General features: G+C 68.5%; 27 protein-coding genes and 1 pseudogene. 15 read left to right on the top strand and 13 right to left on the bottom strand.

The window, feature by feature from the left end; all coding sequences use genetic code 11:
• A pseudogene (locus N788_RS14830) lies at positions 1-308 on the top strand (hypothetical protein); the annotation flags it as partial.
• 55 nt (positions 309-363) lie between these two features.
• On the opposite strand, the gene N788_RS06315 reads toward N788_RS14830, so the two are convergent.
• A complete protein-coding gene (locus tag N788_RS06315; RefSeq protein ID WP_034222574.1) occupies positions 364-1,974 on the bottom strand; it encodes an HD family phosphohydrolase in 1,611 nt (536 codons plus the stop codon).
• Between the two features lie 168 nt (positions 1,975-2,142).
• Between N788_RS06315 and N788_RS14620 the strand changes: the two genes are divergently transcribed.
• The 7 genes from N788_RS14620 to N788_RS06280 all read left to right on the top strand — a co-directional run bounded on the left by N788_RS14620 (position 2,143) and on the right by N788_RS06280 (position 8,011).
• Entirely contained in the window at positions 2,143-3,393 is a 1,251-nt protein-coding gene (locus N788_RS14620; RefSeq protein WP_034222571.1) for a pepsin-like aspartic protease, read from the top strand.
• Positions 3,386-3,928: a GNAT family N-acetyltransferase gene (locus tag N788_RS14615; RefSeq protein WP_160171914.1), complete on the top strand. Its 543-nt coding sequence runs from the start codon at positions 3,386-3,388 to the stop codon at positions 3,926-3,928. Before N788_RS14620 ends, N788_RS14615 begins: the two co-directional genes overlap by 8 nt.
• A gap of 35 nt (positions 3,929-3,963) precedes the next feature.
• Positions 3,964-4,782 carry an SAM-dependent methyltransferase gene (locus N788_RS06300; protein ID WP_034222565.1) on the top strand — a complete coding sequence of 273 codons (819 nt, stop codon included), beginning with the start codon at positions 3,964-3,966 and terminating at the stop codon, positions 4,780-4,782.
• A 15-nt stretch (positions 4,783-4,797) separates the two neighbouring features.
• Positions 4,798-5,097: a hypothetical protein gene (locus tag N788_RS06295; RefSeq protein ID WP_034222562.1), complete on the top strand. Its 300-nt coding sequence runs from the start codon at positions 4,798-4,800 to the stop codon at positions 5,095-5,097.
• Between the two features lie 122 nt (positions 5,098-5,219).
• A complete protein-coding gene (locus N788_RS06290) occupies positions 5,220-6,872 on the top strand; it encodes a tetratricopeptide repeat-containing diguanylate cyclase (RefSeq protein WP_160171913.1) in 1,653 nt (550 codons plus the stop codon).
• A gap of 232 nt (positions 6,873-7,104) precedes the next feature.
• Positions 7,105-7,404: a hypothetical protein gene (locus tag N788_RS06285; protein ID WP_034222558.1), complete on the top strand. Its 300-nt coding sequence runs from the start codon at positions 7,105-7,107 to the stop codon at positions 7,402-7,404.
• A 64-nt stretch (positions 7,405-7,468) separates the two neighbouring features.
• Complete coding sequence (locus tag N788_RS06280; protein ID WP_034222556.1) at positions 7,469-8,011, top strand: GNAT family N-acetyltransferase; 543 nt, start codon at positions 7,469-7,471, stop codon at positions 8,009-8,011.
• Here N788_RS06280 and N788_RS06275 read toward each other — a convergent pair.
• The 9 genes from N788_RS06275 to N788_RS06235 form a co-directional block, all read right to left on the bottom strand.
• Positions 7,987-9,021 (bottom strand): aldo/keto reductase, encoded by a 1,035-nt coding sequence (locus tag N788_RS06275; protein WP_034222554.1) that lies wholly within the window; start codon positions 9,019-9,021, stop codon positions 7,987-7,989. The two genes, N788_RS06280 and N788_RS06275, sit on opposite strands and share 25 nt — an antisense overlap.
• Positions 9,022-9,114: 93 nt before the next feature.
• The gene (locus N788_RS06270) at positions 9,115-9,495 is read right to left on the bottom strand and encodes an HU family DNA-binding protein (RefSeq protein WP_034222552.1); all 381 of its coding nucleotides are present in this window, start codon (positions 9,493-9,495) and stop codon (positions 9,115-9,117) included.
• A gap of 203 nt (positions 9,496-9,698) precedes the next feature.
• A complete protein-coding gene (locus tag N788_RS06265; RefSeq protein ID WP_034222550.1) occupies positions 9,699-10,139 on the bottom strand; it encodes a PA2169 family four-helix-bundle protein in 441 nt (146 codons plus the stop codon).
• A 56-nt stretch (positions 10,140-10,195) separates the two neighbouring features.
• Positions 10,196-10,606, bottom strand: coding sequence for a hypothetical protein (locus N788_RS13860; RefSeq protein WP_051924433.1), 411 nt, complete (start codon positions 10,604-10,606; stop codon positions 10,196-10,198).
• A 202-nt stretch (positions 10,607-10,808) separates the two neighbouring features.
• Positions 10,809-11,888, bottom strand: coding sequence for a hybrid sensor histidine kinase/response regulator (locus N788_RS06255; protein WP_034222548.1), 1,080 nt, complete (start codon positions 11,886-11,888; stop codon positions 10,809-10,811).
• Positions 11,881-14,040 carry an ATP-binding protein gene (locus N788_RS13855; RefSeq protein WP_051924432.1) on the bottom strand — a complete coding sequence of 720 codons (2,160 nt, stop codon included), beginning with the start codon at positions 14,038-14,040 and terminating at the stop codon, positions 11,881-11,883. Before N788_RS13855 ends, N788_RS06255 begins: the two co-directional genes overlap by 8 nt.
• A 49-nt stretch (positions 14,041-14,089) precedes the next feature.
• The gene (locus tag N788_RS06245; RefSeq protein ID WP_034222546.1) at positions 14,090-14,578 is read right to left on the bottom strand and encodes a TspO/MBR family protein; all 489 of its coding nucleotides are present in this window, start codon (positions 14,576-14,578) and stop codon (positions 14,090-14,092) included.
• Between the two features lie 82 nt (positions 14,579-14,660).
• On the bottom strand, positions 14,661-16,025 hold the full coding sequence (locus tag N788_RS06240; RefSeq protein WP_034222544.1) for a sigma-54-dependent transcriptional regulator: 1,365 nt from the start codon (positions 16,023-16,025) through the stop codon (positions 14,661-14,663).
• Between the two features lie 175 nt (positions 16,026-16,200).
• Positions 16,201-16,431, bottom strand: a complete 231-nt coding sequence (locus N788_RS06235) for a hypothetical protein (RefSeq protein WP_051924431.1) — start codon at positions 16,429-16,431, stop codon at positions 16,201-16,203.
• An 86-nt stretch (positions 16,432-16,517) separates the two neighbouring features.
• On the opposite strand from N788_RS06235, the gene N788_RS06230 reads away from it, so the two are divergent.
• Together N788_RS06230 and N788_RS06225 are read left to right on the top strand one after the other, a co-directional pair.
• On the top strand, positions 16,518-16,769 hold the full coding sequence (locus N788_RS06230; protein WP_034222542.1) for a DUF3297 family protein: 252 nt from the start codon (positions 16,518-16,520) through the stop codon (positions 16,767-16,769).
• Positions 16,770-16,771: 2 nt separating this feature from the next.
• A complete protein-coding gene (locus tag N788_RS06225; RefSeq protein WP_034222540.1) occupies positions 16,772-18,082 on the top strand; it encodes an MFS transporter in 1,311 nt (436 codons plus the stop codon).
• Here N788_RS06225 and N788_RS06220 read toward each other — a convergent pair.
• On the bottom strand, positions 18,079-18,630 hold the full coding sequence (locus N788_RS06220) for an NADPH-dependent FMN reductase (protein ID WP_034222539.1): 552 nt from the start codon (positions 18,628-18,630) through the stop codon (positions 18,079-18,081). The two genes, N788_RS06225 and N788_RS06220, sit on opposite strands and share 4 nt — an antisense overlap.
• A 108-nt stretch (positions 18,631-18,738) precedes the next feature.
• Between N788_RS06220 and N788_RS06215 the strand changes: the two genes are divergently transcribed.
• From N788_RS06215 to N788_RS06200, 4 genes are all read left to right on the top strand, one after another.
• Positions 18,739-19,677: an ABC transporter ATP-binding protein gene (locus N788_RS06215; protein WP_034222538.1), complete on the top strand. Its 939-nt coding sequence runs from the start codon at positions 18,739-18,741 to the stop codon at positions 19,675-19,677.
• Entirely contained in the window at positions 19,674-20,435 is a 762-nt protein-coding gene (locus N788_RS06210) for an ABC transporter permease (RefSeq protein ID WP_034222529.1), read from the top strand. The genes N788_RS06215 and N788_RS06210 overlap by 4 nt, the downstream gene beginning before the upstream one ends.
• A gap of 134 nt (positions 20,436-20,569) precedes the next feature.
• Complete coding sequence (locus tag N788_RS06205; RefSeq protein ID WP_034222527.1) at positions 20,570-21,631, top strand: GGDEF domain-containing protein; 1,062 nt, start codon at positions 20,570-20,572, stop codon at positions 21,629-21,631.
• Positions 21,632-21,708: 77 nt separating this feature from the next.
• Positions 21,709-22,131, top strand: coding sequence for a universal stress protein (locus N788_RS06200; protein WP_034222525.1), 423 nt, complete (start codon positions 21,709-21,711; stop codon positions 22,129-22,131).
• A gap of 7 nt (positions 22,132-22,138) precedes the next feature.
• Here N788_RS06200 and N788_RS06195 read toward each other — a convergent pair whose 3' ends face one another.
• Both N788_RS06195 and N788_RS06190 read right to left on the bottom strand, forming a co-directional pair.
• The gene (locus tag N788_RS06195) at positions 22,139-23,608 is read right to left on the bottom strand and encodes a protein adenylyltransferase SelO (protein WP_034222523.1); all 1,470 of its coding nucleotides are present in this window, start codon (positions 23,606-23,608) and stop codon (positions 22,139-22,141) included.
• 242 nt (positions 23,609-23,850) lie between these two features.
• The gene (locus tag N788_RS06190) at positions 23,851-24,396 is read right to left on the bottom strand and encodes a carboxymuconolactone decarboxylase family protein (protein ID WP_034222592.1); all 546 of its coding nucleotides are present in this window, start codon (positions 24,394-24,396) and stop codon (positions 23,851-23,853) included.
• A 105-nt stretch (positions 24,397-24,501) separates the two neighbouring features.
• On the opposite strand from N788_RS06190, the gene bla reads away from it, so the two are divergent.
• The gene (gene bla / locus N788_RS06185) at positions 24,502-25,386 is read left to right on the top strand and encodes a class A beta-lactamase (RefSeq protein WP_034222521.1); all 885 of its coding nucleotides are present in this window, start codon (positions 24,502-24,504) and stop codon (positions 25,384-25,386) included.
• The last annotated feature ends 3 nt before the right edge of the window (positions 25,387-25,389 follow it).

Raw genomic sequence — 25,389 nt, 5'->3', positions numbered from 1 at the left:
CGCTGCCGCCGGCGCAGGCGGGTGGCGACGCGCTGGGCACCCTCGCCGGTGCCGCCCAGGGCCGCCTGGGTCGCGACGCCGGGTCGCCGTCCCGGGCCGCGGGCCCGACCGAAGATGGTTCGGGTAGTCCGGAGGAATCGGGCGAGCCGTCGGACGACGAGGCGGGTCGCGGCGACGTCTTCGCCGGCGGTGACGCCGATGCCAGCGCCGGTGCCAACGCCGACGCATCGGCGTCGCGCGACGGCGCCCGGGCGTCGGCCAACGCCGATGCCGACGTTTCGGCCCGCGCCCGCGCCGGCAAGGAATAAGCGACCCGCAGCCGGGGTCCCGGGCCCGCGTCGGGCCCGGGACCCGATTCGCGCGTCAGGCCGGGCGCGAAAGCTCGGCGGCGAGCTCGGGCGAAACGCCGGGAATCTTGCTCCAGTCGATCTGGTCGATCTGCTCGGCCGGCAGGAAACGTTCGGCGTACTCGAGGTACACGCGCTCGCGCAGGAAGACGTCGAACAGGTCCGGATCCACGTGGTGGTCCAGTTTCATGCGCCCCAGGATGGTCAGCGATTCGCTGAGCGTCTTGCCGGGCTTGTAGGGCCGGTCGCTGGCGGTCAGGGCCTCGAAGATGTCGGCGATGCCCATCACCCGCGCCTGCACGCTCATCTGCTCGCGGGTCAGGCCGCGCGGATAACCCTTGCCGTCCATGCGCTCGTGGTGGCCACCGGCGTACTCGGGCACGTTGACCAGGTGCTTGGGCCAGGGCAGCGCCTCGAGCAGGCGGATGGTCATGGTGATGTGGTGGTTGATGATCTCGCGCTCGGCGTTGTTGAGCGTGCCGCGGCGGATGCACAGGTTTTCCAGCTCGTCGGGTGACAGGAAGGGCTGCTCCCGGCCGTCGGGCCCGCGCCAGGCATGCGCGGCGATGCGCTCGATAGCGGCGATTTTTTCGTCGCTCATGAACTCGCCGCCGGTATTGGCCTGGCGGATCGCCTCGCGGTCGGCGTCAAGCTGGGCCAGCCGAGCCTCGTAGCCGGCCTGGTCCAGTTCGCCCCTGAGCATCGCGATCTCGGCATCGCGCCTGAGCACCTCGAAGCGGGTGTCGACCAGTTCGATGCGGTCGAACAGGGTTTGCAGCTTGGTGGCCTTGTCCACCACGTGCACCGGCGTGGTGATCTTGCCGCAGTCGTGCAGCAGGCCGGCGATCTTGAGCTCGTAGCGATCGGCCTCGGACATGTCGAAGCCGGCCAGCGGGCCGGTCTTCGTGCGCGCCACGGCGTCGGCCAGCAGCGTGGTCAGCGCCGGCACGCGTTCGCAGTGGCCGCCGGTGTAGGGCGATTTTTCGTCGATGGCGGTGTTGATCAGCTTGATCAGCGCCTCGAACAGGTCCTCGAGCTGGTCGATCAGCCGCCGGTTGTTCAGGGCGATCGCCGCCTGCGAGGCCAGCGACTCCACCAGCTGCTCAATCGCGGGCGCGAATACCTGGATGCTGCCGTCGGCGGCCTTGGCGTTGATCAGCTGCAGCACGCCGATGACGTGGCCGTCGTGGTCCTTCATCGGCACGGTCAGGAAGGACTGCGAGCGATACCCGGTCTTGGCGTCGAAGGCGCGGGTGCCGCTGAAGTCGTAACCCTCGGCCGCGTAGGCATCGGCGATGTTGATGGTCTGGCCCGACAGCGCGCAGTGCACCACCACCATCGAGTCGTTGCGGCTGCCGTCCTCCCGGTGCAGGGGGATCGGCGGGAAGTGGATGGGTTTGCCGTGGCGGCCGCCCATGAAGTAGCCGAGCGAGTCGTTGCGCAGGACTTCGAAGCGCAGCGCGCGGTCTTCGACCAGGTACAGCGTGCCGCCGTCGGCGTCGGCAAAGTCGCGGGCGGCCTCCAGGATGCGCTCAAGCAGCGTCGCCAGGTCGCGTTCGTGCGACAGGGCCACGCCGATGGCGTTGAGGGTTTCCAGGCGGCTGAGGATCTCGGTATCGGTGCTCACGGGGTCGGCGCGTCGGGCGGGCTTGCCCGGAACACTGCAACCAAAGCCGGCCCGGCGCAATTGCCGGCGGTCCCGGCGCCTTCGCCGCCCCCCCCCGAAACCCGCCGCAAACCCCGGATCCGGCAAGAAAAGCCGGGCGCCGGCGGCGAGCTGTCCTATGCTTGGGACATGCCCGCCGCCCTCGAAATCCCGACCACCCTCGCCCATGCCCGGGGTGGATATACGGCCACCGCACGGTTCGGGGAACACGCGGATCCCGCCCAGCTGATCCTCGACACCGGCAGCAGCACGCTGGTGGTGCGGCCCCATGCCTACCGGGCGCAGCGTGATCGCCAGCTGTCGGCGACGCCCTGGGTGCAGGAGATCCGCTACGGCGGCGGTGCCTGGGCCGGTCCGGTGCTGCGCTCGCGCCTGGCCTTCGGCCACGGCCACCACGCCCGCGCCATCGACGACGCGCTGTTCGCCTGCTGCGAAACCGACGACGTGCTGTTCCAGGGCGCCGATGGCCTGTGGGGCCTGGCGTACCGCAACCTGGACCCGGCCTGGGACGTCTCGCCGCTGCTGGCTCAACAGGGGCATGCCCCGGCGCTCAGCTGGCCCTGGCCCTACGAACGTGGCCATGCCCTGGACCTGGACCGCTTCCAGGACTTCCTGCACCACCAGCCCCGCACCCACCTGCAACCCGCCTTCACCGCGCTGGAGGAAGAAGGCGTGGTCCGCAACCTGTTCGCCCTGGCGATCGGCCGGGCGGTCGCGCACGTGGTCCATGACAAGCCTTCGGTCGCGATGCTCGAAGCAGACCCACTCAACCGCGGCGCGCTCGTCCTGGGCGGCGGCAGCGAACAGCAGCATCTGTATCGCGGCGCCTTCCAGGACATCCGCATCGTGCACGACCTTTATTACAACGCGAACCTGCGCACGGTGCGCGTCGGCGGCAACGACCCCTTCCCGGTGCCGCCGCTGGACGCGTCACGGGTGGCCGCGATGGGCAGCAACGCCCTGCTCGACACGGGTTGCTCCTTCCTCGTGCTCGACGCCGGCACCTACGCCGCCGTCATCGAGACGCTCGCAGCCCGGGATGCGCGTCTGCCCGCACTCGTCGAACAATCGCGGCAAGCCCTGGGCGAAGGCAACGGTCTTGCCTGGCACGCCGTGGATGCGGTGGATTGGCCCGACCTGCATTTTGGCTTCGAGGCACCCGACGGGGGCACCACCGAGGTTCGCGTGCCGGCATCGCACTACTGGCCCCGCAACGCACTCGGCCCCGGGCGCACGCTCTGCCTGCTTTCTTCGGCGCTGCCACATTTTGGCGGCCAATCCATCCTCGGCCTGCCGCTGTTCGCCGGCCGTTATGCCGTTTTCGACCGCGGCCTGGCCGGCGCATCGGGCACGGTCCGCCTGGCGTCCCTGCGTGCCTGAGTTGCCGACCCTGGCTGGCGACCCGCTGCTGCTGCGGCCGATCGGCGACCAGGACCAGCCGCTTTACGTGGCCCTGTACGGCGATGGCGAGACCATGGGCCGCGCCATGCCCGCGCTGGACACCACCGAAGCGATGCGCGCGTTCGCGCGCGAGCGACAGGCGCCGCGCAGCGGGATGCGGCGCATGACCTGGATCCTGGCGGACAAGCATGCGGGTGCTGGCTTCGGGTTATTGGGCCTGGTCCTGGACGAAGCCCGCGGTGCCGAGGTCGGCGTGCTGCTGCCGCCGGCGCACCAGGGCCAGGGCCATGCAACGCAGGCGATTGCCCTGGTGGCGCGCTACGCATTCGAGACCCTGGACCTGCATCGCCTCTATACCCGCCACGCCGAGGGGCATGCAGCGGCGAGCGGCCTGATGCGGCGACTGGGTTTCAAGCCCGCGCCCGCAGGCGCGCCGCCGCACCCGATCCGATGGACGCTCACCCGCGAAACCTGGCAGGCCGCAAGGCGCGACAAGGCAGGTCCGTTCAGCTAACCTCCGGTGGGTATTCCACGGAACATCGGGGGACCATGGAAAAGCAGGGAAGTCTGGCGTGCGTAGGCCTGGGCATGACCTTGGGCGCGCATCTCGGACCACGTTCGCGAAACCACATCGAACAGGCGGACGTCGTCTTCGTGGGCGTCTCCGACCCCTTGGTCGAACTGTGGGTGCAGGAAATGCATCCCGACGTGCGCAGCCTCCAGCCCTACTACCAGGAGGGCAAGCCACGGACCGACACCTACCGGGAAATGGTCGAGGCGATGCTGGCTGAAGTGCGCGCGGGCCGGCGGGTCTGCGGCGCCTTCTACGGCCACCCGGGCGTGTTCGCCCAGGCGCCGCACCGTGCAATCGCACAGGCGCGCCAGGAAGGTTTCCCGGCCCTGATGGAGCCCGGCGTGTCCGCCGAGGACTGCCTCTACGCAGACCTGGGCATCGACCCGGGCGTCACCGGCTGCCTGCACCTGGAGGCAAGCCAGATGATGTTCTACCGCCGCAAGATCGACCCCAGCGCCTGCCTGGTCATCTGGCAGGCCGGACTGGCCGGCGACCGGAGCCTGGCCAGGTTCTCCACCCCCAGGGCCTACCGGCAATTGCTGGTTGACCTGCTGGCGGAGGACTATCCGTTGGACCACCCATGCATGTTGTACGAAGCCGCTACCCTGCCGATCCACGAACCGCGCATCGAAACGCTGATGCTGCGCGACGTGCCCGACGCCCGGGTGGAGGCACAAACCACCCTCGTGCTGCCGCCGGCCAGGCCGCTGCAGCCCAATGAAGCGATGCTGGCCCGGCTGCGTGCGCTGGACGAGGCCGCAAAGCGTGACGATGCAACCCCGGTAATCCCATAGAACGGAGAGAAAACCATGTCCAATGTCATTGAGTTCCTTGAGCGTCTTGGAAGCACCCCGCAGCCTGCCGCCGGCGACAGCATCGGCTATGAAACCGAAGTCGCCTCGCTGGCGGTGGACGACGAAGTGCGCCAGGCCCTCATGAGCCGCGACTCGGGCGCGCTGGGCGACCTGCTCGGCGGCCGTCCCAAGATGCTCTGCATGCTGTTCCCGGCGGAAGGCGATGACAACCAGAAGGATTCCGAGGACGAGGACAGCAATTCGCCCGACGACGACGAAAAGAAGGAATCGGCCACCCGCAACGGCCTGCACTGATCCCCGGTGACCTGATGCAGGCAAAGGCGATTCCATTTGCCCTGGCGGTGGCGCTATTCCTGGCGCCGCCGCCTTTGGCTGCATCTCCGGCATTTGAAGCGATGCTGGAGCGGGCGGAGTTGGTGCGAAGTGCCGACCCGGAACAATTCAACGAGCTCGTCGGGCAGCTCAACGCCAGCATCAAGGCTGCGAGTGATCGCCAGCGGCAGAAGCTCGAATACCTCAAGGCCTACCAGCTTTCCTTCAGCGGCAGGTTTGATCTCGGCATCGAAGCCGCCAAGACGCTGTTCGAGAACAGCACGGACATTGAAACCAAGGTCCAGGCGGGCTCGCTGATCGTCAATTCCTATGCCGCGACCCGGGATTTTTCCGAGGGGCTGCGGTACCTGAACCAGATGATCGGGCTGGTCGACGAGGTCGGCGATCCGGAGATTCGCCACCACGCCTGGGCCGCGGCGGGCTCGATAAGCAACCACGTCGGCCAGTATGAACAGGGAATCCGCTATGCCGACCTGATGCTGGCCGATTCGCCCAGCGCCAGGACGAGTTGTTTCGCCGGCGCCTTGCGCATGGAGGCCTTCTACAACATGGGCCAGCTTTCGGGCCGGGAAACCGAGGTCCGCACGATCATCGACGAGTGCGTGGGCGCGGGTGAGCCGTTGTTCGCGAATTACGTGCGCGCCTACCATGCGCGCCTGATGGCCGACCGTGGCGATCGCAACGGTGCCATCGTGCTCCTGAGCCAGCACCTGGACGAAGTGGAAGCGACCAAGTATCCCCGGGTCATCGGCGAGGTCTATGCCACGCTGGCGGAGGCTTACCTGGCGGCGGGTGACTACGAGGCCGCGGACCGCTTCGCCCGGGGCGTCATGCGGCATGCAACGGCGATGGCGAGCTCGGCGCCGTTGGTCACCGCCCATCGCGTCCTGTACGAGAGCGCCCTGCAGCGTGGCAACAACGCGGCCGCGCTCGCACACCACATCAATTATTTCGACGCCAATAGCGCTTATCTCAATGAGGTCAAGGCCAGGGCCCTGGTGTACGAGCAGGTGCTGGGCGAGACGCGCGAGAAGAACCAGACCATCGAGCTGTTGAATCGCGAGAACCAGGTCCTGCAGCTGCGCGAAGAGGCTTCGGCGCTGGCCACCCGCAACACGCAGCTCGCCATCGCACTGCTGGCGGTGCTGCTCGGCACCATTGCCTTCTGGGCTTGGCGCACCAAACGCTCGCAGGTGAAGTTCCAGCGCCTGGCCGAAACCGATGCGCTCACCGGCGTCTCCAACCGCATGGACTTCAGTCGTCGCGCCGAGCAGGCGCTGGCGTATTGCAGCAAGGACGGCGAGGAAGTCGGTCTGGTCATGTTCGACCTCGACGAATTCAAGTCCATCAACGATCGTTTTGGCCACGCGACCGGTGACTGGGTGCTGCAAGAGGTGGCCAAGGTCTGTTCGGACATCTGCCGCAAGAACGACCGCTTCGGCCGCCTGGGCGGCGAAGAGTTCGCCTTCCTGCTGGTGGGCTGCGACCTGCCCTCCTCCGTGGCGCTGGCGCAGGCCTGCCGCAAGCGCATCGCCGCGATCGATACGACGTCGACCGGCCACGCCTTCGCCGTGACCGCCAGCTTCGGCGTTTCAGGTACGCGCGCAAGCGGCTATGACTTCCTGACCCTGCTCAGCCGGGCCGACGACGCGCTCTACCAGGCCAAGCACGCCGGCCGCGACCGCGTGCGCACCCATGGCCTCGAGGCCGACACGACCACCGTCGCCGCGAACTGATTTTTTTTCTTCCGCCCTTACCTAGGCGCGCGTCACGGTTTGAATGCGAACTGTGACGATGAGCGCAGGCAAAGCGTGTCCGAGCGCCGGGTTTGCGCGGGAAGTGTGCGCGAAATCCCACAGTGGGCAAGTGTGACCCGTTACGCATCAAACACTTAGGCCGCTTCCTAGACTGCTCTCCAAGGACAGCGAAGACCCTCCCCGGCTTCGCTCCTCCCCAAGGAGCACTACGATGAACGCCAAGCGCCTCGCCAATTCCGCACGTCTGATCCGCCTCTCGGCTTGCGCCGTGCTGGCGATGGCCATGGCCCAGCCCGCCTTCGCCCAGGGCGAACTCGCCGTCAGCAGCGACGGCGCCCGGGTGTCGGCGTCGGCCACGGTGAGCTTCAAGATCGTCATCCGCGAGAACGTGCGCTTCGACAGCAAGTCGCTGGGCATGGAGCAGCAGGCGCGCAAGGCGCACATGCCGCAGGTGCAGCGCCTGGTCGCGATGCACGACGACATGCAGCAGGTCACCCTGGCCACGCCCTGACCCCCCCACTGCCGGCCGCGGGCCGGCCGGGCGATAATCGGGCGGTCCCTCCCCGGATCGCCCCATGCCCGCCACGCTCCCCGAGACACCCCGCCTGCGCCTTCGCGAACTGCGCGAGGATGACGCCGCCTTCGCACTCGCCCAGCTCAACGATCCGGACTTCCACGCCTACATCGGCGACCGCGGCGTGCGCGACCTGGACCAGGCCCGGGACTACCTGGCTACCGGCCCGATCGCCAGCTACGCGCGCCATGGTTTCGGCCTGTGGGGCGTCGAACTCAAGGCCAGCGGCGAACTGGCCGGCATGTGCGGCCTGATCCAGCGCGACACCCTGCCGGCACCAGACCTGGGCTATGCCTTCCTGCCGGCATTCCGGGGCCAGGGCCTGGCCCGGGAAGCCGCCAGCCTGTGCCTAGCCTTTGGCTTTGGAACCCTGGCCATGCCACGCATCCTGGCCATCGTCACCGAAGCGAACGCCGCCTCCCGGCGCCTGCTCGAATCCTTGGGCATGCAACCGGACGAACCCCGCAGCCTGGGCGGCGAGATGCTGCTGGTTTATGCCATCGACAAACCCGCCGCCAGTCAGACCGGCGTCGGATTCCGGTAGCTGAAGCTGGCCTGGTGCCAGAACGGATAGGGCCGGGGCCGTTCGCTGGCGGCGTCCAGGCGGGCGACCTGCGCGGGCGTCAGGTTCCAGCCAACGGCGCCCAGGTTCTGCCGCAGCTGTTCCTCGTTCCGCGCCCCCACGATCACGCTGCTGACGGTCGGGCGCTGCAGCACCCAGTTCAGCGCCACCTGCGGCACCGTCTTGCCGGTTTCCGCGGCGACTTCGTCCAGCGCGTCGACGACCTGGTAGAGGTAGTCCTGTTCGACCTGCGGGCCACCGTCGGCGGCGGCCTTGGACTGCAGGCGGCTGTTTTCCGGCAACGGCTGGCCGCGACGGATCTTGCCGGTCAGGCGGCCCCAGCCCAGCGGGCTCCAGACGATGGCGCCCAGGCCCTGGTCGGCGGCCAGCGGCATCAGCTCCCACTCGTAGTCCCGTCCCACCAGCGAGTAGTAGGTTTGCTGCGCCACGTAGCGCGGCCAGCCGTGGCGGTCGGCGGCGGCCAGGGACTTCATCAGGTGCCAGCCGCTGAAATTGGAGACACCGACGTAGCGGACCTTGCCCGCCTGAACCAGCGCGTCGAGCGTGGACAGCACCTCCTCGACCGGCGTGCGGGTGTCCTGACCATGGAGCTGGAAGATGTCGATGTAGTCGGTGCCCAGGCGCTTGAGCGACGCGTCCACCGAGCGCAGCAGGTGGTGGCGCGAGGAGCCCACCTGGTTCTCGCCCGGGCCGAAACGGAACGTCGCCTTGGTGGAAAGGATGATGTCCTCGCGCGGGCGGTGCTTGATGGCCTCGCCCAGGATTGATTCGGCCGCCCCCTTGGAATAGATGTCGGCGCTGTCGAACATCGCCGCGCCAGCCTCCAGGCAGATGTCCACCAGCCGCCTTGCCTGCGCCACGTCGGTGGCGCCCCAGGCCTTGAAGAATTCACCTTCGCCGCCGAAGGTGCCGGTGCCGAAGGAAAGCACGGGGACACGGAAGCCGGAGCGGCCGAGGTAGCGGTATTCCATGGGGATCTCCTGAAATAAAAACGGGGCGGGTGCTTGCGCACCCACCCCGCTGATTCTGCTTTCGCGCGCGTTACCGCGTCGCGAATCCGGGCCTCAGGCCGCGGAATCCTTCAGCTTCTTGAGCGGACGGATCTTCACCTTGACGGTGGCCGGCTTGGCGGCGAACCACTGCTCTTCCTTGGTGAACGGGTTGATGCCCTTGCGCTTGGGCTTGGCCGGCACGTTGACCGAGGTGATCTTGAACAGGCCCGGCATGGTGAAGCTGCCAGCGCCCTTCTTCGAAACCGAGCCGTGCACGGCGTTCTCGAGCGCGGCCAGAACGGCGCGCACGTCCTTCGAGGCCAGGCCGGTGTTGTCGGCGATGTGCGACACCAGACCGGACTTGGTCAGCGCTTCCTTGATCGGCTTCGGCGCGGCCGGCTTGGTAGCAGCCTTCGGGGCAGCCTTCTTCTTCGCAGCTTTCTTGGTAGCCATTTTTTTGTTCCCGTGATTCTGGATGGGTAATTGGGGTGCCTGGGCTTTCCCCGGCCTGACGAATGTAGGGCAGTTTCCTGTCCCCGCCAAGCCCAAAACCGGCAAAAACACGGGTTTTTTTCGCAACCGGGCCTGTCCCGACCCTCAAAGGCCCGCCGCGGCCCCGGCCAGCACACCGGGAACCGCGGCAGGGCCGACGGTCTTTAGGCCGCCTTGGCGCGCTTGAGGTCACGCATCTGGTCGTGCATCTGCTTCACTTCCGGCAGGTAACGCGCGGCCAGCTCGCGCACCTTCGGGGGCTGGTTGCCCTCGAGGGCGTCGCGGAAGGCTTCGAGTACGCGATCTTCCTGCTCTTCGATCGAGGCGATCCAGGCCGCATCGGCGTCCTTGACCATCTTCGACTTCAGCTGGGCATAACCCTCGCGAATGCCACCCAGCCAGGTGCCGTCGTTGTCCGGCTCGGCGCCCTGCTTGGCCACTTCGGCCTTGAGGTCGGCGGCGATGGCCTTCTTGACCCGCGCCAGGTTCAGGAACAGGTCGCGGTAGGCCGGCTGGCCGGTCTCCCTGGCGGCGTGCTCGTGGAACTCGATGCCGTCGTTGAGGGCTTCGACCAGGTGGTTGAGGGTAGCGGTAGTCTTGTTCATTGTGTCCTCCTTGGACGTGTCTTCCCTAGGGTGGAACCGAATACCGAGGGGGGGACTCAGTACTCGTCGTCGATGGCGTCTTCGAAGTCGTCAGCCATCTCTTCGGCCGAATCCAGTGCCTGCTCGGCGGATTCCTGGCGCTGCTTGGCGGCTTCCTTGGCGGCGTCGTACGTGGCCTCGGCCTCGTCCATGCACGCGTCCTTGGCGTCGCCGGTCATCGCGTCGCACTGTTCCTTGGCCACCTCGTAGGCGCCTTCGGCAGCGGTGAGCTCCAGGTCCTCGCGCTCGTCGATGGCGTCGTCCATGGAGTCGGCCTCGACGTAATCGGCGCGCGCGTCCTGGAGGTCTTCGGCCGCCTCGACGCGGGCCTCGGCAACGTCCTCGGCGGTTTCCTGCGGGGTTTCCTGGCAGGCCGCGAGGGCCATCACGATCGCCAGCGGCAGGGCAGTGCGGGTGAACTTGTTCATGCGATAGCTCCATGGTGGGGAATATTGCGAAGCCGCCGCGGCCGTTGGACTGGCAGCGACGACACCGTCATGGACTAGGGAGCAAGGGCCGTGCCAACGGGGCAGGCAACGCAGGAACAAGGACTTACGCAAGCTTCGGTGGCTGCGGCCTTGCGATATGCACGGGCGCACCTGCAGCTTGCAGGCCCGCCCTGCCGGTCGCTTACGCGACGCCCGGCAGTTCCAGGGTGAAACAGGCGCCGCCGGTCGGCGCCGGGTCGTACCAGAGGTCGCCCCCCATCGCGCGCGCCTTCTGCTTGGCCAGCGAAAGCCCGAGCCCGGTCGAACTCTCGCCGCCGGTCGGCTGGCTCGAGAGCTTGGCGAAACGCCGGAAAAGATCGCCCTGCTCCTTTTCCGGAATGCCCGGGCCCTGGTCGATCACCAGCAGCCGCACCCGGTCCTTGTGCGCGATCGCCTTGACCGTGACGACGCTGCCCGCGGGCGCGTACTTGATGGCGTTCGAGACCAGGTTCTGCAGCACGTGGCACAGGGCCAGGCGCTGGCCACGCACGAGCAGGCCGCCTTCGAGCTGCAGGTCCAGGCGCATGTCCTTGGCCTGGGCGCGTTCGGCGTAGGCGTCCACGGCGTCCCGCACCACCTGGGCGGCGGGCAGCGGCTCGACCGCCTCGCCCCGGGCTTCGCCGGCAGCCTGGTCCAGCACCGCCTGCAGGAACAGCAGGCCGGTGTCGGCCGCGCCGCGGATGGATTCGACCAGCTTGGCGACGGATTCGTCCTGGCCGCGGCTGGCCAGCATGTCGGCCGAGAAGATCACGTTGGTGAAGTGGTTGCGCAGGTCGTGGGCGATCAGTTCCAGGCTTTCCTGGCGCTCCTGGGCCAGCTGCTGCATGTGGTCGCGCGCCATCTTCAGCGCGGTGTGCGCGCGCACGCGCGAGAGCAGTTCCTCGGGAACGAAGGGCTTGGTGACGTAGTCCACGGCGCCGGCGGAGAACGCCCGCACCAGCGAGTCGCGCTCGTGGTCGGCGGTGAGGAAGATGACCGGGATCTCCCGGGTCGCCTCGTCGCCCTGCAGGGCCTCGAGCACCTCGAAGCCGTCCATCCCCGGCATGCGCATGTCCAGCAGCACCAGGTCGGGCAGGTCGGCGGCGATGCTGGCCAGGGCTTCCTTGCCGCTCAGGCAGGGCGCCACGTCGAATCCGTCGCGGGCCAGCAGGCCACCGACGGCGCTGACGTTCGCTTCCTGGTCGTCGACCACCATCACCAGGGCAGTGTTCTGGTCATTCATTGCCGGCCTCCTCCGGGTTCGGGCAGTTCGCCAGCAGCAGGCGCATGCTGGAAACGTCGAAGGCGTCCACGGCCTCCTTCAGGTCGGCGGCGTACTCCTTCAGCGCCGGCCAGTCGAGACGGCTCGCCAGTCCCGCGAGATGCCCGGCGGCGGCCGCCACCTCGCGCACGCGCAGGTGGCCGCGCATCGCGGGAAGAGAGGCGCGCAGGGCATTGAGTTCGGCCAGCGCTTCGCCGTCGTGCTGGCGCGGGCCGGGATCGCGCGCGGCCTGGACATCGGGCTTGCCCACGGGCGAGTCCTTCTCCTTCTGTTCCCGCCGGGGCGGGAAATGCAGCGCCAGCGCCTCGAACAGGTCGGCCTTGGAGTAGGGCTTTCGCACGTAGCCGTCGAAGCGGGCGCGCACCCAGTGCTCGTCCTCGTTCATGCTCGAAGCCGTCAGCGCCACCACGGGGATGTCGCGCCACTTGGGATTGGCGCGGATGCGCTGCAGGGCCTGTTCGCCGGAAAGCCGCGGCATGCGCAGGTCCATCAGCACCACGTCGGCACCCTTGACCTTGAGCTGTTCCAGCGCCGCCAGGCCGTCGCCGGCCTGCACCACCCGGTGGTGCGAACGGTCCAGGTAGGCGGCGGCCAGGTCGCGGTTCCAGGCCACGTCGTCGACCACCAGCACCTTCAGCGGCGGCAGCAGGTCGAAGTCGACGCGGTGCTTGCGTTCGGGCTGCTGGCTGACCGATTCCGCGCTGAGTACGCGATCGGGCACCGTGATGCGGAACAGCGAGCCTTCGCCGACGGTGCTTTCGGCGGTGAGCTCGCCGCCCATCAGTTCGGCCAGGCGACGCACGATGCTCAGGCCCAGGCCGGTGCCTTCGCGGCTCTTGCCGTCCATGCTGTCGCCCTGCTCGAACGGCTCGAAGATCAGGCCCAGCTGGTGCGCCGGAATGCCGGTGCCGCTGTCGACCACCTCGATCGCCAGGTCGCAGCGGCCGTCCACCTTGCCCGGGTGGCAGGCCACGCGCACGACGACGCCGCCGGTCTCGGTGTATTTCACCGCGTTCGACACCAGGTTGATGAGCACCTGGCGCAGGCGCACCGGATCCACCGTCACCGGCAGTTCGGCGCGGCCGTCGAAATCGGCGCGCAGGCTGATGCCCTTGTCGGCGCAGGTCTGCTGGAACATCGTCAGGGTCTGGTCGACGATCTCGCGCAGGTCGGTGGCTTCCTCGCGCAGCTCGAGCTTGCCCGCCTCCATCTTCGACAGGTCCAGCACGTCGTTGATCAGCGACAGCAGCGCCTGCCCGGACTTGCGGATCGAGTCGACGTAATTGGCCTGGCGCGGGTCGAGCGGGGTTTCGCCCAGCAGGTTGGTGAAGCCGAAGATGGCGTTCATCGGCGTGCGGATCTCGTGGCTCATGCTGGCCAGGAACACCGACTTGTCCTGGCTGGACTGCCGCGCCTGTTCGGCGCGCAATTCCATGCGGTAGGCCTCCTGGGCCTGCCGCTCCATGCGCCGGGCCGACAGGTAACCGACCAGGCCCGCCACCAGCGCCAGCGCATTGGCCACCAGCACCGTCGCCCAGTTCTGGTTGATCATGTCGTTGCGCTGCTTGCTGCGCTTGGCCAGCGTCGCGGCCTCCAGCTCGCCCATCACGTCGACCTGGGCACGCAGCGCCGCCAGGTTGGCCGGACCCACGCCGGCATTGATGCGCTGCTGCATGCGCTGCTGCGCCCCCGGGCGACCCTCGCGGACCCAGCCGACCATTTCCTGCGACTGCGCGACATAATCGAGCCGCTTCTGGTGCAAGGTCTCCAGGGCCTGGAAGTTCTTTCGCTGCTCGGGGTCGTCGGCGATGAGTTCGTTCAACTTGTTGAGTGCATCGTTGAGCTCGACCACGGCCTCGCGGTAATTCGTGAGGAAGACATCGTCCCGGGTCATCACGTAGCGCAGGTGGTAGGCGTCCGTGTCGCCCATCAGGCCCCAGTAGCGTTCGATCTGGCTGAGCAGCTCCTGGGTCCGGCTGGCGCCTTCGACGCTGTTCTGCAGCTCGTTGGTGACCCTGAGCGAGAGGAAGGACGAGCCCGCCAGCACGAGCACGGCGAACAGCATCAGCCCCGTGTAGATGCGGTGTCGGAATCGGTTGCGGCGGTGCGGCATGGATGTCCCCTGGTGCCGGGCAGCCCCGGCGGTGTGGCCGGATGGCGGCTCAGGTATTGATCAGCCAGATGGTGCCGTTGAGCACCAACGCGAAACTCACCCACAGGATCATCGGCATCTGCAGGTAGCCGGCCATGGGGCGCACGCGGCCGAAGCGCAGGGTCATCCACACCAGTACGCCCCACAGCAATGAAATGTCGACGAAGGCCAGCGCCGGCGACTCCAGGCCGAAGAACAGCGGGGTCCAGGCCAGGTTGAGCACCGCCATGAGCGCGAAGGCAAGCCAGGCCCCGGGCCGCTCCGCGTCGGCGGCGGCTCCCGGCTCGCGACGCACCAGCCAGGCACCGACGCCGAGCAGGATGTAGAGCGTCGTCCACACCGGTCCGAACAGCCAGGAAGGCGGGTTCCAGGAGGGTTTCGCCAGGCCCTGGTACCAATCACCCGGCGGGAACAGCACGCCGACGGAGGCACCGGCCGCCACCACGATGACCACCCAGGCGACCAGCGCGGCGGCATCGCGGCCACTGACCGGCCACAACGGCGGGCCAGGGTTGACCGGACTTGTACTTGGACGCGGTGGCGGTTGGTAACGCACTAGCCGGTTACTCCGTGGTCATGGCTCAAAGCCCGTAGGCCTTGCGCTTGCGATAAAGGGTCGAGCCGTCGATGCCCAGGGTGCGGGCGGCGGCTTCCAGGGTTTCGGAGGCGGCGACAACGGCTTCGATGTGGGCGCGCTCCAGGGTTTCTATCGACACGGGCGCGCCGACGGCGATGCCGCTGCCGGTCGTCCCGGCCGTCGCGGGTTCGCCGCCCAGGGCCAGGTGTTCGGGGCCGATGTCTTCGCCGGTGCACAGGATCACCGCGCGCTCGATCACGTTCTGCAGCTCGCGCACGTTGCCCGGCCACGGGTAGGCCTGCATGCGCGCCAGCGCCTTGCCCGACAGGCGCCGGGCCGGCAGGTGGTAGCTGTCGGCATAGCGGCGCACGAAACCGTTGGCGAGGTCGGCCAGGTCTTCGCGGCGGTCGCGCAGCGGCGGCAGCACCAGGCTGATGACGTTCAGGCGATATAGCAGGTCGAGCCGGAAGCTGTTGTCGCGCACCATCGCCTCGAGGTCGCGGTTGGTGGCCGAGACGATGCGCACGTCGGCGCGCCGGGTATCGGGCTCGCCGATGCGCTCGAACTCCTTGTCCTGGACGAAACGCAGCAGCTTGGGCTGCAGCGCCAGCGGGAAGTCGCCGACTTCGTCCAGGAACAGGGTGCCGCCATCGGCGTGGCTGACCCGGCCCTGGGTGCTTTGGGTGGCGCCGGTGAACGAGCCCTTGGCATGGCCGAAGAGTTCGCTCTCGAGCAATTCGGCCGACAGCGACGGGCAATTGACGGTGGCGATGGGTCGCGCCGCGCGCTGGCTCCAGCCGTGGATGGCATTGGCCATCACGCCCTTGCCGGTACCGGACTCGCCCAGCAGCAAGACGTTGGCGTCGGTGCGCGCCACCTGCCGCGCGACGGCCAGCACTTCCGCCATGGCCGGGCTCTTCGATTCCAGGGCGGCCTCCTGCGGCGGCTGCTGGCGTTCGAGCGTGTCCAGGCGGCTGAGCAGGTCCAGGGTATCGAGCTGGCGGGCGACGGCGATGCGAAGCTGCGCCGGCGAGCAGGGTTTGACCAGGTAGTCGGCCGCCCCTTCGGCCATCGCGCGCACGGCGTCTTCCACCTGCGAATGCGCCGTGACCATGATCACGCGAAGCCCCGGCGCCAGCTCGCGCAGGCGCGGCAGCGCCTCGAGCCCGGATTCACCGGCGATGTCCCGGTCCAGCAGGCAGACATGGAACGGCTGGCTGGCCGCGAGCTTGAGGCCTTCGGCCAGGCGCGTCGCGGTGTTGACGCGATAGCCGGCGTCTTCCAGGCACATGCTGAAGTTCTGCAGCAGCCCGGTGTCATCGTCGATGGCCAGGATCCGCCCCTGGGGGACGGAGGGGGGAGTGCTCACGATTTACTCCAAAGAAACTGAAAAACTGGCAGCAAGGGTCATGCCAGATTTCAAGGCATTGAAAATAAGAGGATTTATCGAACGATACCTTGGAAATTAGTGCAAATTGCATGAATACTGCTCAAGGCAGCATGCACTTTGCAACCCTCCAAGGCCGGCCGGGGCCGGCGGGAACTCAGAGACTGCTGTATTCCCAGCCCCGCTTGAGCGGCCGGCGATCGCCCTTGCGGCGCTCGCCCTGGTAGCGGACCTTTTCGCGGCGATCCTCGCCGCAACGGCGGTCGCCGCCATCGCGTGTATTGGGGTTGAACCGCGCACGCCCGGTGACCGGCGCGGTGGATTCACCTTCGATCGGCTCCAAGGCCAGCGAGGTGAAGGGAATGTCCGGCAAGCCATTGCTGCCCATCGCATGACCCTCGATCCTGCGGTATCCGCATTAAACACCCGGGGGACCTGCGGGTAAACTGCCGGCTTTTCCAACAGGACATGCCCATGAGCGACAGCCCGCCCGACCGCCTCTGCGTCAATCCACGCAGCCCCTTCTACGATGGCGCCCTGCTCGATCGCGGCATCGGCGTGCGCTTCAACGGCGTCGAGCGCCACAACGTCGAGGAGTACTGCGTGTCCGAGGGCTGGGTGCGGCTGCCGGTGGGCAAGTCGCTCGACCGCAAGGGCAATGCGATGACCATGAAAGCCTCGGGCAAGGTCGAAGTCTGGTTCCTGGACGCCGCGCCGCCGGCGTGAGCATGGGACGCGACCGCCTCGACGCCGTCTACGACGCACTGGTCGGCGACGAGGACGGCCGGGTCTGCAAGGACATCCCGGAGAGCGCCTGCACCTCGGTTCCCGGCAACTTCCTGCGCCAGCTGGGCGCGATGACCCTGACCAAGCTGGGCGACGCACTGGCCAGCCCCAAGACCACCCTGCCCTGGACGCTGGGCGCCCTGGGCGCGCCGGCCTGGATGGTCGGCCTGCTGGTGCCGATCCGCGAATCGGGTTCGATGTTGCCCCAGCTTTTCATCGCCGCGCGCATCCGGGCTTTGCCGCTGCGCAAGCCGGCCTGGCTGCTGGGCGCCGGGCTGCAGGCGGCGGCGGTCCTGGCCATGGCCGCGTCGGTCTTCTGGCTGCAGGGGGCCCCGGCCGGCGCGGTGCTGCTTGGCCTGCTGGCCTGTTTCAGCGTCGCACGCGGCATCAATTCCGTCGCCAGCAAGGACGTCATCGGCAAGACCGTGCCCCGGACCCGACGTGGCCGCCTGGGTGGCTACGCCGCGAGCCTTTCCGGGGCGATCAGCCTGGTCGTCGCCGGCGGGCTGATGGGGTGGATGACCGACGTCGACCGGACGCTCCTGGCGGCACTGCTTTTTGCAGCCGCGGCCTGCTGGCTGCTGGCGGCGCTTGTTTATTCGGGCATCCGCGAAGCGCCGGGCAGCACCGAAGGGGGCGCCAACGGCATCGGCGAAGCCTTGGGCAGGATGCGGCTGCTTCGCGACGACCGTGATTTCGGCCGGTTCGTGCTGGCGCGCGCCCTGCTGCTGGTGTCGGCGCTGAGTGCGCCCTTCATCGTGCTGCTTGCGCGCGAACACGGCGCCGGCGGATGGAGCGGCCTGCCGATGTTCCTGCTGGCCGCGGGCACGGCATCGCTGCTTTCCGGGCCCTTCTGGGGGCGGTTCGCCGACGCGTCGAGCCGCCGCACCCTGATCGTCGCCGGCTGCCTGGCCAGCGCGGTGGCGCTGGCCGCGATCGCCTGCGATGCGTGGCTGGCGGACTCCCCGGCCGGCGGCTGGACGCTGGTAGCCCTGTTCTTCTTGCTCGGCATGGCCCACGACGGCGTGCGCCTGGGACGCAAGACCTACCTGGTGGACCTGGCCGGCGGCAACAAGCGCACCGACTACGTGGCGGTCAGCAATACCGCCATGGGTGTCCTGCTGCTGGCCACCGGCGCGGTGACCGGCGCGATCGGCACCGCCTCGGTGCCGGCGGCGCTGGCGGTGCTGGCCGGCATGGGCCTGGCCGGCGCCTTCCTGTGCCTGCGGCTGCCCGAAGTGCAGGACCCCTAGCCGCGGACGAAGTCGGTGAAGCCGGCCAGGTGCTTGCCCAACAGGTCGCGCACCTTCTCGTCCTGGAGCCGGCCCTGGTCGTCGAAGACCTTGTGCGCGCCCGACACCATCAGCTCCATGCCGCTCCAGTAGCGCAGGCCCAGAATGCGGAACACCGGCAGCCAGGCGTTCTGCGCCAGCACGGTGCCAAACCCGCCGGGCGAGGCGCCCAGCAGCGCGACCGGCCGGCCGCCGAAGACACGCGCCTGGTCCTTGCCGGGACGCGACAGCCAGTCGATGGTGTTCTTGAGCACGCCCGGGATCGAGTGGTTGTACTCGGGCGTGCACAGGATGAGGCCATCGCAGGCGGCGACCTTGTCCTTGAGCGCTTCGGCGGCCGCGGGGACGCCCTGCTTTTCTTCCAGGTCGCCGTCGTAGAGCGGGATGCCATGCGGCGTGGCTACTTCAAGATCGACGCCTTCGGGCAGCAGCTCGCGGGCCGCCTCCAGCAGCGCGGTGTTGTAGGAGTCGGCGCGAAGGCTGCCTGAGAGGCCGAGCAGTCGGATCATGGGGAAACTCCGTGGGGATGCCAGGCCACCCTAGCCCGCCGGATGTTCATGGTCCGTGGACGACCGCGATGCCGCTACCATGGGCACCCGCCCCACGCCCCGCCCTCCATGGACCCCATTCTTTCCATCCGCGGCATCGGCAAGACCTACCCGTCGGGCCTGCAGGCCCTGAAGTCGGTGGACCTGGACATCCGCCGCGGCGAGATATTCGCCCTGCTCGGGCCCAACGGCGCCGGCAAGACCACGCTTATTTCGATCATCTGCGGCATCGTCAACGCCAGCCAGGGCACGGTGCTGGCCGATGGCCACGACATCGTCAGTGAGTTCCGCCACGCCCGCGCCAAGATCGGCCTGGTGCCGCAGGAACTGAGCACCGACGCGTTCGAAACCGTCTGGAACACCGTGCGCCTGAGCCGCGGCCTGTTCGGCAAGCCGCGCGACGACGCCCACCTGGAGAAAGTGCTGCGCTCGCTGAGCCTGTGGGACAAGCGCGACGCCAAGATCATGGCGCTGTCGGGCGGCATGAAGCGGCGCGTGCTGATCGCCAAGGCGCTGGCGCACGAGCCGGGCATCCTGTTCCTGGACGAGCCCACCGCCGGCGTCGACGTCGAGCTGCGCCGGGACATGTGGGACCTGGTGCGCGAACTGCGCGCAAAGGGCACCACGATCATCCTCACGACGCACTACATCGAGGAGGCCGAGGAAATGGCCGACCGCATCGGCGTGATCAACCGCGGCGAGCTGGTGGTGGTGGACGAAAAGGACGCGCTGATGCGCAAGCTGGGCAAGAAGCAGCTGACCCTGCACCTGCAGTCGCCGCTGGCGGCCATCCCCGCCGAGCTGGCCGGCCAGCCGCTGGAGCTTTCCGAGGATGGGCTGTCGCTGGTCTATACCTTCGACGTGCAGGGCGAACGCACCGGCATAGCGACCTTGCTGCGCCGCCTGGCCGAACAGGGCATCGACTTCCGGGACCTCAACACCCAGGAAAGCTCGCTCGAGGAGATCTTCGTCAGCCTCGTGCACCGCGGCAAGGAGGGCACGGCATGAACTGGCACGCCGTGAAGGCCATTTACCGCTTCGAGATGGCCCGCACCTTCCGCACGATCGGCGAATCGATCCTGTCGCCGGTACTGACGACCTCGCTCTACTTCGTGGTGTTCGGCGCCGCCATCGGCGCACGCATGGGCGAAGTAGGCGGCGTCAGCTATGGCGCCTTCATCATCCCCGGCCTGATCATGCTCTCGCTGCTCAATGAGTCGATCTCCAACGCCGCCTTCGGCATCTACATGCCCAAGTGGGCCGGCACCATCTACGAATTGCTGTCGGCGCCGGTGGGCTGGGTCGAGGCGGTGCTTGGCTACGTCGGCGCGGCGGCCAGCAAGTCGGTGATGCTGGGGCTGCTCATCCTGCTGACGGCGCGCTTCTTCGTCGACTACGACATCGCGCATCCGTTCGCGATGCTGCTGTTCCTGCTGCTCACCGCGGTCAGCTTCAGCCTGTTCGGTTTCATCATCGGCCTGTGGGCCACCGACTTCCAGAAGCTGCAGGTGATTCCGCTGATGGTGATGACGCCGCTGACCTTCCTGGGCGGCGCCTTCTACTCGATCGACATGCTGCCGCCGGTCTGGCAGAAGATCGCCTTGTTCAACCCCGTCGTCTACCTGATCAGCGGGTTCCGCTGGAGCTTCTTCGGCCAGTCCGACGTGGACGTGGTGGTCAGCTTCGCGGCGATCATCGGCTTCCTCGTCGTGTGCCTGGCTACCGTGCGGGCGATCTTCCGGTCGGGCTGGCGGCTCAAGGCCTGAACCCGGGCCGGCAACCGGCCGAAGGGGACGTAGCGCACAATTTGGTGAAAAAGGCGGCTGCTGCGCCGCAGCAGGCTTCTGGTTTCCGGCATCAGGTCGCATTTCCAGGTGGCCTGCGGGCGCACAGTCCGCCCATGAAACACCCATTCGCCCTCGACAACCGACTCGGTGCCGACGTCAGGATCGCCATGATCCTGCTGTTCGCGGCGCTGACGGTCGTGGGCATCACGCCGTTCGCGGTCATGCGCGCCCTCAATGGCCAATGGCTAGCCGTCGCGCTGGAAGTGGTGATGATGCTGGGCATCGCCGCCTGCGCCGGCCATGCCTGGCGAACCCGCGAGAGCGCCGTGGCCGGCAGCATCATCGTCGTCATGGTGTGCACCTTCTACGCAGCCCTCATTGTCGTACTGGGGCCTTCGGTCACGCCTTGGGTCTTCGTGGTGGTGATGGCCAATTTCATGCTGGCACCGCGCCTGCTCGCCACCGGGTGCAGCACGGTGTTGATTGCCACCGCCCTGGGCATGACCTCGTTTGCACAGCCCGCCGCGATGGCGACGTTCGCGGTCGCCTCCGTACTGGTGATGCTGTTCGCCTTCATCTTCGCCAGCCTGACCGAAGTCCAGCGCACGCTGCTCGAAAGCCTGGTGATCCGGGATCCGCTGACCGGCATCGGCAACCGCAGGAGCATGGAAATCGAACTGGCCGATGCCCTCAAGGGACACCTGGCACGCGGCGAGCCGGCGACGGTGGCCGTGCTCGACCTGGACCATTTCAAGCAGGTCAACGACCGCTACGGCCACGACGCAGGCGATCGTGCCATCAAGGGTTTCGCCGACCGCGTGCAGGCCTGCATCCGCAAGCGCGACCGCGTGTTCCGGCTTGGTGGCGAGGAGTTCGTCCTGCTCCTGCCCGGCACCGACCACAGCGGTGCACGCGTCGCCCTGGAAAAAGTGCGTGACGCCGTCCAGGCCGAACCCCTGGTCGACCAGTTGCGCATCACCACGTCCATCGGCGCCGCGATGCTCGAGCCCGACGACGACTGGCCGCGATGGCTGGCGCGTGCCGATTCGGCGCTGTACCAGGCCAAGGATGCCGGCCGCGACCGCGTCAGCTTCGACGGCGGCCTGGCCCGCCCCGGCGAGCGCCGGCTGCGCCTGGTCGCCGGGCGTTCGCAGCGCAGTCCCGAGGACGACTGACCCGCCCCTCCGCGAAGACCGCATCGACGCGGCCCGCGGCGTAAGATGGTGGGCAGACCCCAACGGAGTCACCCGCCATGAAGATCCTGATCGCCATCGACGGCAGCAAGGCCTCGGGCCTGGCCGTGAAATCCGCCATCGGCCTGGCCAAGGCCATGGGCAAGCCGCCGACCCTGGTGCTGATGCACGCCGACGTGCCGCTGATGCGCCGCGTCGCCGCCGAGCTGGGCACCGAGGGCACGCGCCGTTACCACCAGGAAAACCACGACCACGCCATGAAGTCGGCGCGCACGGCGCTCAAGCGCGCCAAGCTCGCCTTCAGCGAGAAGCTGGTCGTTGACGATGCCGGCCCGGCCATCGCCAAGGCTGCCAAGGGCGGCAAGTTCGACCTGGTCGTGATGGGCTCGCATGGCCGCACCGCGCTGGCCAGCGCCCTGCTGGGCTCGGTGGCGGCCAAGGTGCTCTCGCAGAGCACCGTGCCGGTGTTGATCGTCCGCTGATCCCGGGTCAGGTGCCGCAGAAGGTCTGCAGCACCTGCTCGCCCGCGGCCGGCGCGGCCATGTAGCCGCGCTGCGCCGGCGCATCGTCGAACGGCCTGCGCACGGCCGCGAGCAGGGCTTCGAACGGCGCCAGGTCGCCGGCAGCCGCGGCCGCCAGGGCGGCTTCGACCCGGTGGTTGCGCGGAATGACCGCGGGATTGGCGGCCCTCAGCCGCGCGATGCGTTCCTCCACGCCGACCGGCTCACGGGCGCAGCGTGCCTGCCAGCGCTGCAGCCAGGCATCCATGGCCGGCGTTTTCGGCAACGCGGGCAGTTCCTCGAAGCCCGGATCGCCGGCGGCCACTGCCAGGGCGCGGAAGGCCAGGGTGAAGTCGGCCTGCACGGCCTCGAGTGCCGCCAGGAAATCGCGCACCAGCGATTCGTCCCCGGCGTCTTGCGATTGCAGCCCCAGCTTGCGAACAAAACCCGCCAGCCACTGTTCGCCGAACACGCCCGCGAAATCTTCGACGGCGGCGCGGGCATCGGCCACGCCTTCGTCGCCCTGGCGGTCGAACAGCGGCAGCAGGCATTCGGCCAGGCGGGCCAGGTTCCACTGCGCGATCGGCGGTTGGTTCGAATAGGCGTAGCGACCGTGCCGGTCGATCGAGCTGAAGACCTTGGCCGGGTCGTAGGCATCGAGGAAGGCGCAGGGGCCGTAATCGATGGTTTCGCCGGACACGGCCATGTTGTCGGTGTTCATCACGCCATGGATGAAACCCACCTGCAGCCAGGACGCCACCAGCGCCGCCTGGCGCCCGGCGATGGCGCGCAGCAGCGCCAGGTAGCGGTCGTCGGCGTCGGCCAGTTCCGGGTAGTGCCGGGCGATGACGTGGTCGGCGAGCAGGCGCACGCAGGCCTCGTCGCCGCGGGCCGCGAAAAACTGGAAGGTGCCGACGCGCACGTGGCTGGCGGCGACACGGGTCAGCACCGCCCCCGGCAGGACCTGGTCGCGCACGACGTGCTCGCCGGTGGCGACCGCCGCCAACGCCCGCGTCGTCGAAACGCCCAGCGCATGCATGGCTTCGCTGACCAGGTATTCGCGCAGCACCGGTCCGATGGCGGCGCGGCCATCGCCACGCCGCGAATACGGCGTCGGCCCGGCGCCCTTGAGCTGGATGTCGAAACGCCGGCCGTCCGGGGCCAGCACTTCACCCAGCAGGATGGCGCGGCCGTCGCCCAGCTGCGGCACGAAGTGGCCGAACTGGTGCCCGGCGTAGGCCAGCGCAATGGGCCGGGCGCCCTCGGGCACCTCGTTGCCGGAAAAAATCCGTGCGGCCACCGCCTCCAGCGCCGGATCCAGGCCAAGGGCCTGCGCCAACGGCCGGTTCCAGGCCAGCAGCCGCGGCGCCGCCACCGGCGTGGGCATGACCGCTTGCCGGAACGCCGCCGGCAGTTCGGCATAGCGGTGCTGCCAGGCCAGGGTGGGCAGGCCGGTCATGGGCAGGGTCCGGCCCGGAGGGAGCCGGGCCAAGTGATCGATTGTTCGGGCATCAGCTCGCCGTGCGCGTTGGATCGGGGAAACAGAGGCGTCGTCCCCGGTGGGCCAGCATGGCGCCGCGTGTCATGGCTCGGCAAGCCGGCCGGGTACGGGCGGTTCAGCGATGGCCGCGGGCGTCCGCCATGGCGTACGGCGACGGCTTCGTTCGCTTGCCGGGCGAAGAAGCCGCCGCCGCGAGCTGCTTAGGCCGCCTGGCGCAGCTTCACCGCCGGGAAGTCCACCGGCACGTCGAAGGCGATGTTGACGTAGTTGGTGAACAGATTGAGCGCGACATGCGCCATCAGTTCGACGATGCCTTCGTCCGTGAAACCGGCGTTGCGCAGGGCGGTGATGTCGGCATCGGTGATGTCGGCGCGGCGGTCCACCACCTTCAGCGCGAACGCCAGCGCGGCGGCCGTGGCCGGGTCGGCGCTGCGGCCGGCCTGGGCGTCGGCCATCTCGTGTTCGCTGGCACCGGCGTTCTTGCCCAGCAGGGTGTGCGCGGCCAGGCAGTATTCGCAGCGGTTGCGGTCGGCGATGGCGACGGCCACCTGTTCGGTCAGCCGCGCCGGCAGGCTGCCCTTGCCCAGGGCGCCGAAGCTCCCCCACATCGAGGCCAGGGCCGCCGGCGAATTGGCGACCGCGCGGAACATGTTCGGGGTGGCGCCGAAGGCGGCTTGCACCTGGCCCAGCAGGGCCTGGCTGGCGGCGGGCGCGGTGTCGGCGGTTTGCAGGGGAATACGGGACATGGGGTTCTCCATCGGAGGTCAGCGCCAATTGCGCCCGGCTACTATCGCGGGCAAGATCGGCGGTGAAGCTACGAATCGTCCCCATTTCTTAACGGATCGTCCGAAATGCCCAGTCGTCGCGCCCTGCTGCAAACCGCCCTGCTGTCCCTGCCCCTGTTCGCCACCCGGCGTGCCTGGGCGCGCTCGCCCGCGGATGCCGGCGACGCCCTGCGCGCGCTGGAGGGCCGCCACGGCGGCCGCCTCGGCGTGTTCGCGCTCGATACCGGCACGGGGCGCACGCTCGGGCAGCGTGGCGGGGAACGTTTTGCGATGTGCAGCACCTTCAAGTTGCCGCTGGCCGCGCAGGTGCTGGCCGCGGTGGATGCCGGCCGCGAGCGCCTGGACCGGCGGCTGACCTGGACGCCGGACGACCTGGTCAGCTGGTCGCCCGTGGTTGAAAAGCACGACGGCGCCGCCGGCCTTGCGGTGGACGCGTTGTGCGAGGCCACGATGACCATCAGCGACAACACCGCCGCCAATCTCCTGCTGGCCGAACACGGTGGCCCGGCCGGACTCACCGCCTGGCTGCGCGCCATCGGCGACGAGGTGACGCGCCTGGATCGCAACGAGCCCGCGCTCAACGAAGCCACGCCCGGTGACCCGCGCGACACCACCACGCCCGCGGCCATGGTGGCGACCCTGCACAAGCTGCTGCTGGGCGACGTGCTGTCGGACGCCTCGCGCTCGCGCTTGACCGGCTGGGCGCTCGCCAACCAGACCGGCGACAAGCGCCTGCGGGCGCGACTGCCCGGCTGGCGGGTCGGCGACAAGACCGGCACCAACAACGTCGGCAACTCCAACGACATCGGCATCCTGTGGCCGCCGGGCGACCGCGCGCCGATCCTGGTGGCGGCGTATTACGCCGAGTCCAGCGGCACGCCGGCCGAACGCGACACGGTGCTGGCCGACGTCGGCCACATCGTCGGCGACTGGGCGCTCGCGCCGGCCTGAATC

The organism is Arenimonas donghaensis DSM 18148 = HO3-R19, from assembly GCF_000743535.1.
Lineage (GTDB): Bacteria > Pseudomonadota > Gammaproteobacteria > Xanthomonadales > Xanthomonadaceae > Arenimonas > Arenimonas donghaensis.
This window is presented reverse-complemented; position numbering and strand designations above follow the sequence as displayed.

Bases quoted from the DNA above. Each gene is read 5' to 3' on its own strand.
- N788_RS14620 (WP_034222571.1), top strand. From the start codon at position 2,143: ATGCCCGCCGCCCTCGAAATCCCGACCACCCTCGCCCATGCCCGGGGT.
- N788_RS06300 (WP_034222565.1), top strand. From the start codon at position 3,964: ATGGAAAAGCAGGGAAGTCTGGCGTGCGTAGGCCTGGGCATGACCTTG.
- N788_RS06295 (WP_034222562.1), top strand. From the start codon at position 4,798: ATGTCCAATGTCATTGAGTTCCTTGAGCGTCTTGGAAGCACCCCGCAG.
- N788_RS06285 (WP_034222558.1), top strand. From the start codon at position 7,105: ATGAACGCCAAGCGCCTCGCCAATTCCGCACGTCTGATCCGCCTCTCG.
- N788_RS06280 (WP_034222556.1), top strand. From the start codon at position 7,469: ATGCCCGCCACGCTCCCCGAGACACCCCGCCTGCGCCTTCGCGAACTG.
- N788_RS06275 (WP_034222554.1), bottom strand. From the start codon at position 9,021: ATGGAATACCGCTACCTCGGCCGCTCCGGCTTCCGTGTCCCCGTGCTT.
- N788_RS06270 (WP_034222552.1), bottom strand. From the start codon at position 9,495: ATGGCTACCAAGAAAGCTGCGAAGAAGAAGGCTGCCCCGAAGGCTGCT.
- N788_RS06265 (WP_034222550.1), bottom strand. From the start codon at position 10,139: ATGAACAAGACTACCGCTACCCTCAACCACCTGGTCGAAGCCCTCAAC.
- N788_RS13860 (WP_051924433.1), bottom strand. From the start codon at position 10,606: ATGAACAAGTTCACCCGCACTGCCCTGCCGCTGGCGATCGTGATGGCC.
- N788_RS06255 (WP_034222548.1), bottom strand. From the start codon at position 11,888: ATGAATGACCAGAACACTGCCCTGGTGATGGTGGTCGACGACCAGGAA.
- N788_RS13855 (WP_051924432.1), bottom strand. From the start codon at position 14,040: ATGCCGCACCGCCGCAACCGATTCCGACACCGCATCTACACGGGGCTG.
- N788_RS06235 (WP_051924431.1), bottom strand. From the start codon at position 16,431: ATGGGCAGCAATGGCTTGCCGGACATTCCCTTCACCTCGCTGGCCTTG.
- N788_RS06230 (WP_034222542.1), top strand. From the start codon at position 16,518: ATGAGCGACAGCCCGCCCGACCGCCTCTGCGTCAATCCACGCAGCCCC.
- N788_RS06225 (WP_034222540.1), top strand. From the start codon at position 16,772: ATGGGACGCGACCGCCTCGACGCCGTCTACGACGCACTGGTCGGCGAC.
- N788_RS06220 (WP_034222539.1), bottom strand. From the start codon at position 18,630: ATGATCCGACTGCTCGGCCTCTCAGGCAGCCTTCGCGCCGACTCCTAC.
- N788_RS06215 (WP_034222538.1), top strand. From the start codon at position 18,739: ATGGACCCCATTCTTTCCATCCGCGGCATCGGCAAGACCTACCCGTCG.
- N788_RS06210 (WP_034222529.1), top strand. From the start codon at position 19,674: ATGAACTGGCACGCCGTGAAGGCCATTTACCGCTTCGAGATGGCCCGC.
- N788_RS06205 (WP_034222527.1), top strand. From the start codon at position 20,570: ATGAAACACCCATTCGCCCTCGACAACCGACTCGGTGCCGACGTCAGG.
- N788_RS06200 (WP_034222525.1), top strand. From the start codon at position 21,709: ATGAAGATCCTGATCGCCATCGACGGCAGCAAGGCCTCGGGCCTGGCC.
- N788_RS06195 (WP_034222523.1), bottom strand. From the start codon at position 23,608: ATGACCGGCCTGCCCACCCTGGCCTGGCAGCACCGCTATGCCGAACTG.
- N788_RS06190 (WP_034222592.1), bottom strand. From the start codon at position 24,396: ATGTCCCGTATTCCCCTGCAAACCGCCGACACCGCGCCCGCCGCCAGC.
- bla (WP_034222521.1), top strand. From the start codon at position 24,502: ATGCCCAGTCGTCGCGCCCTGCTGCAAACCGCCCTGCTGTCCCTGCCC.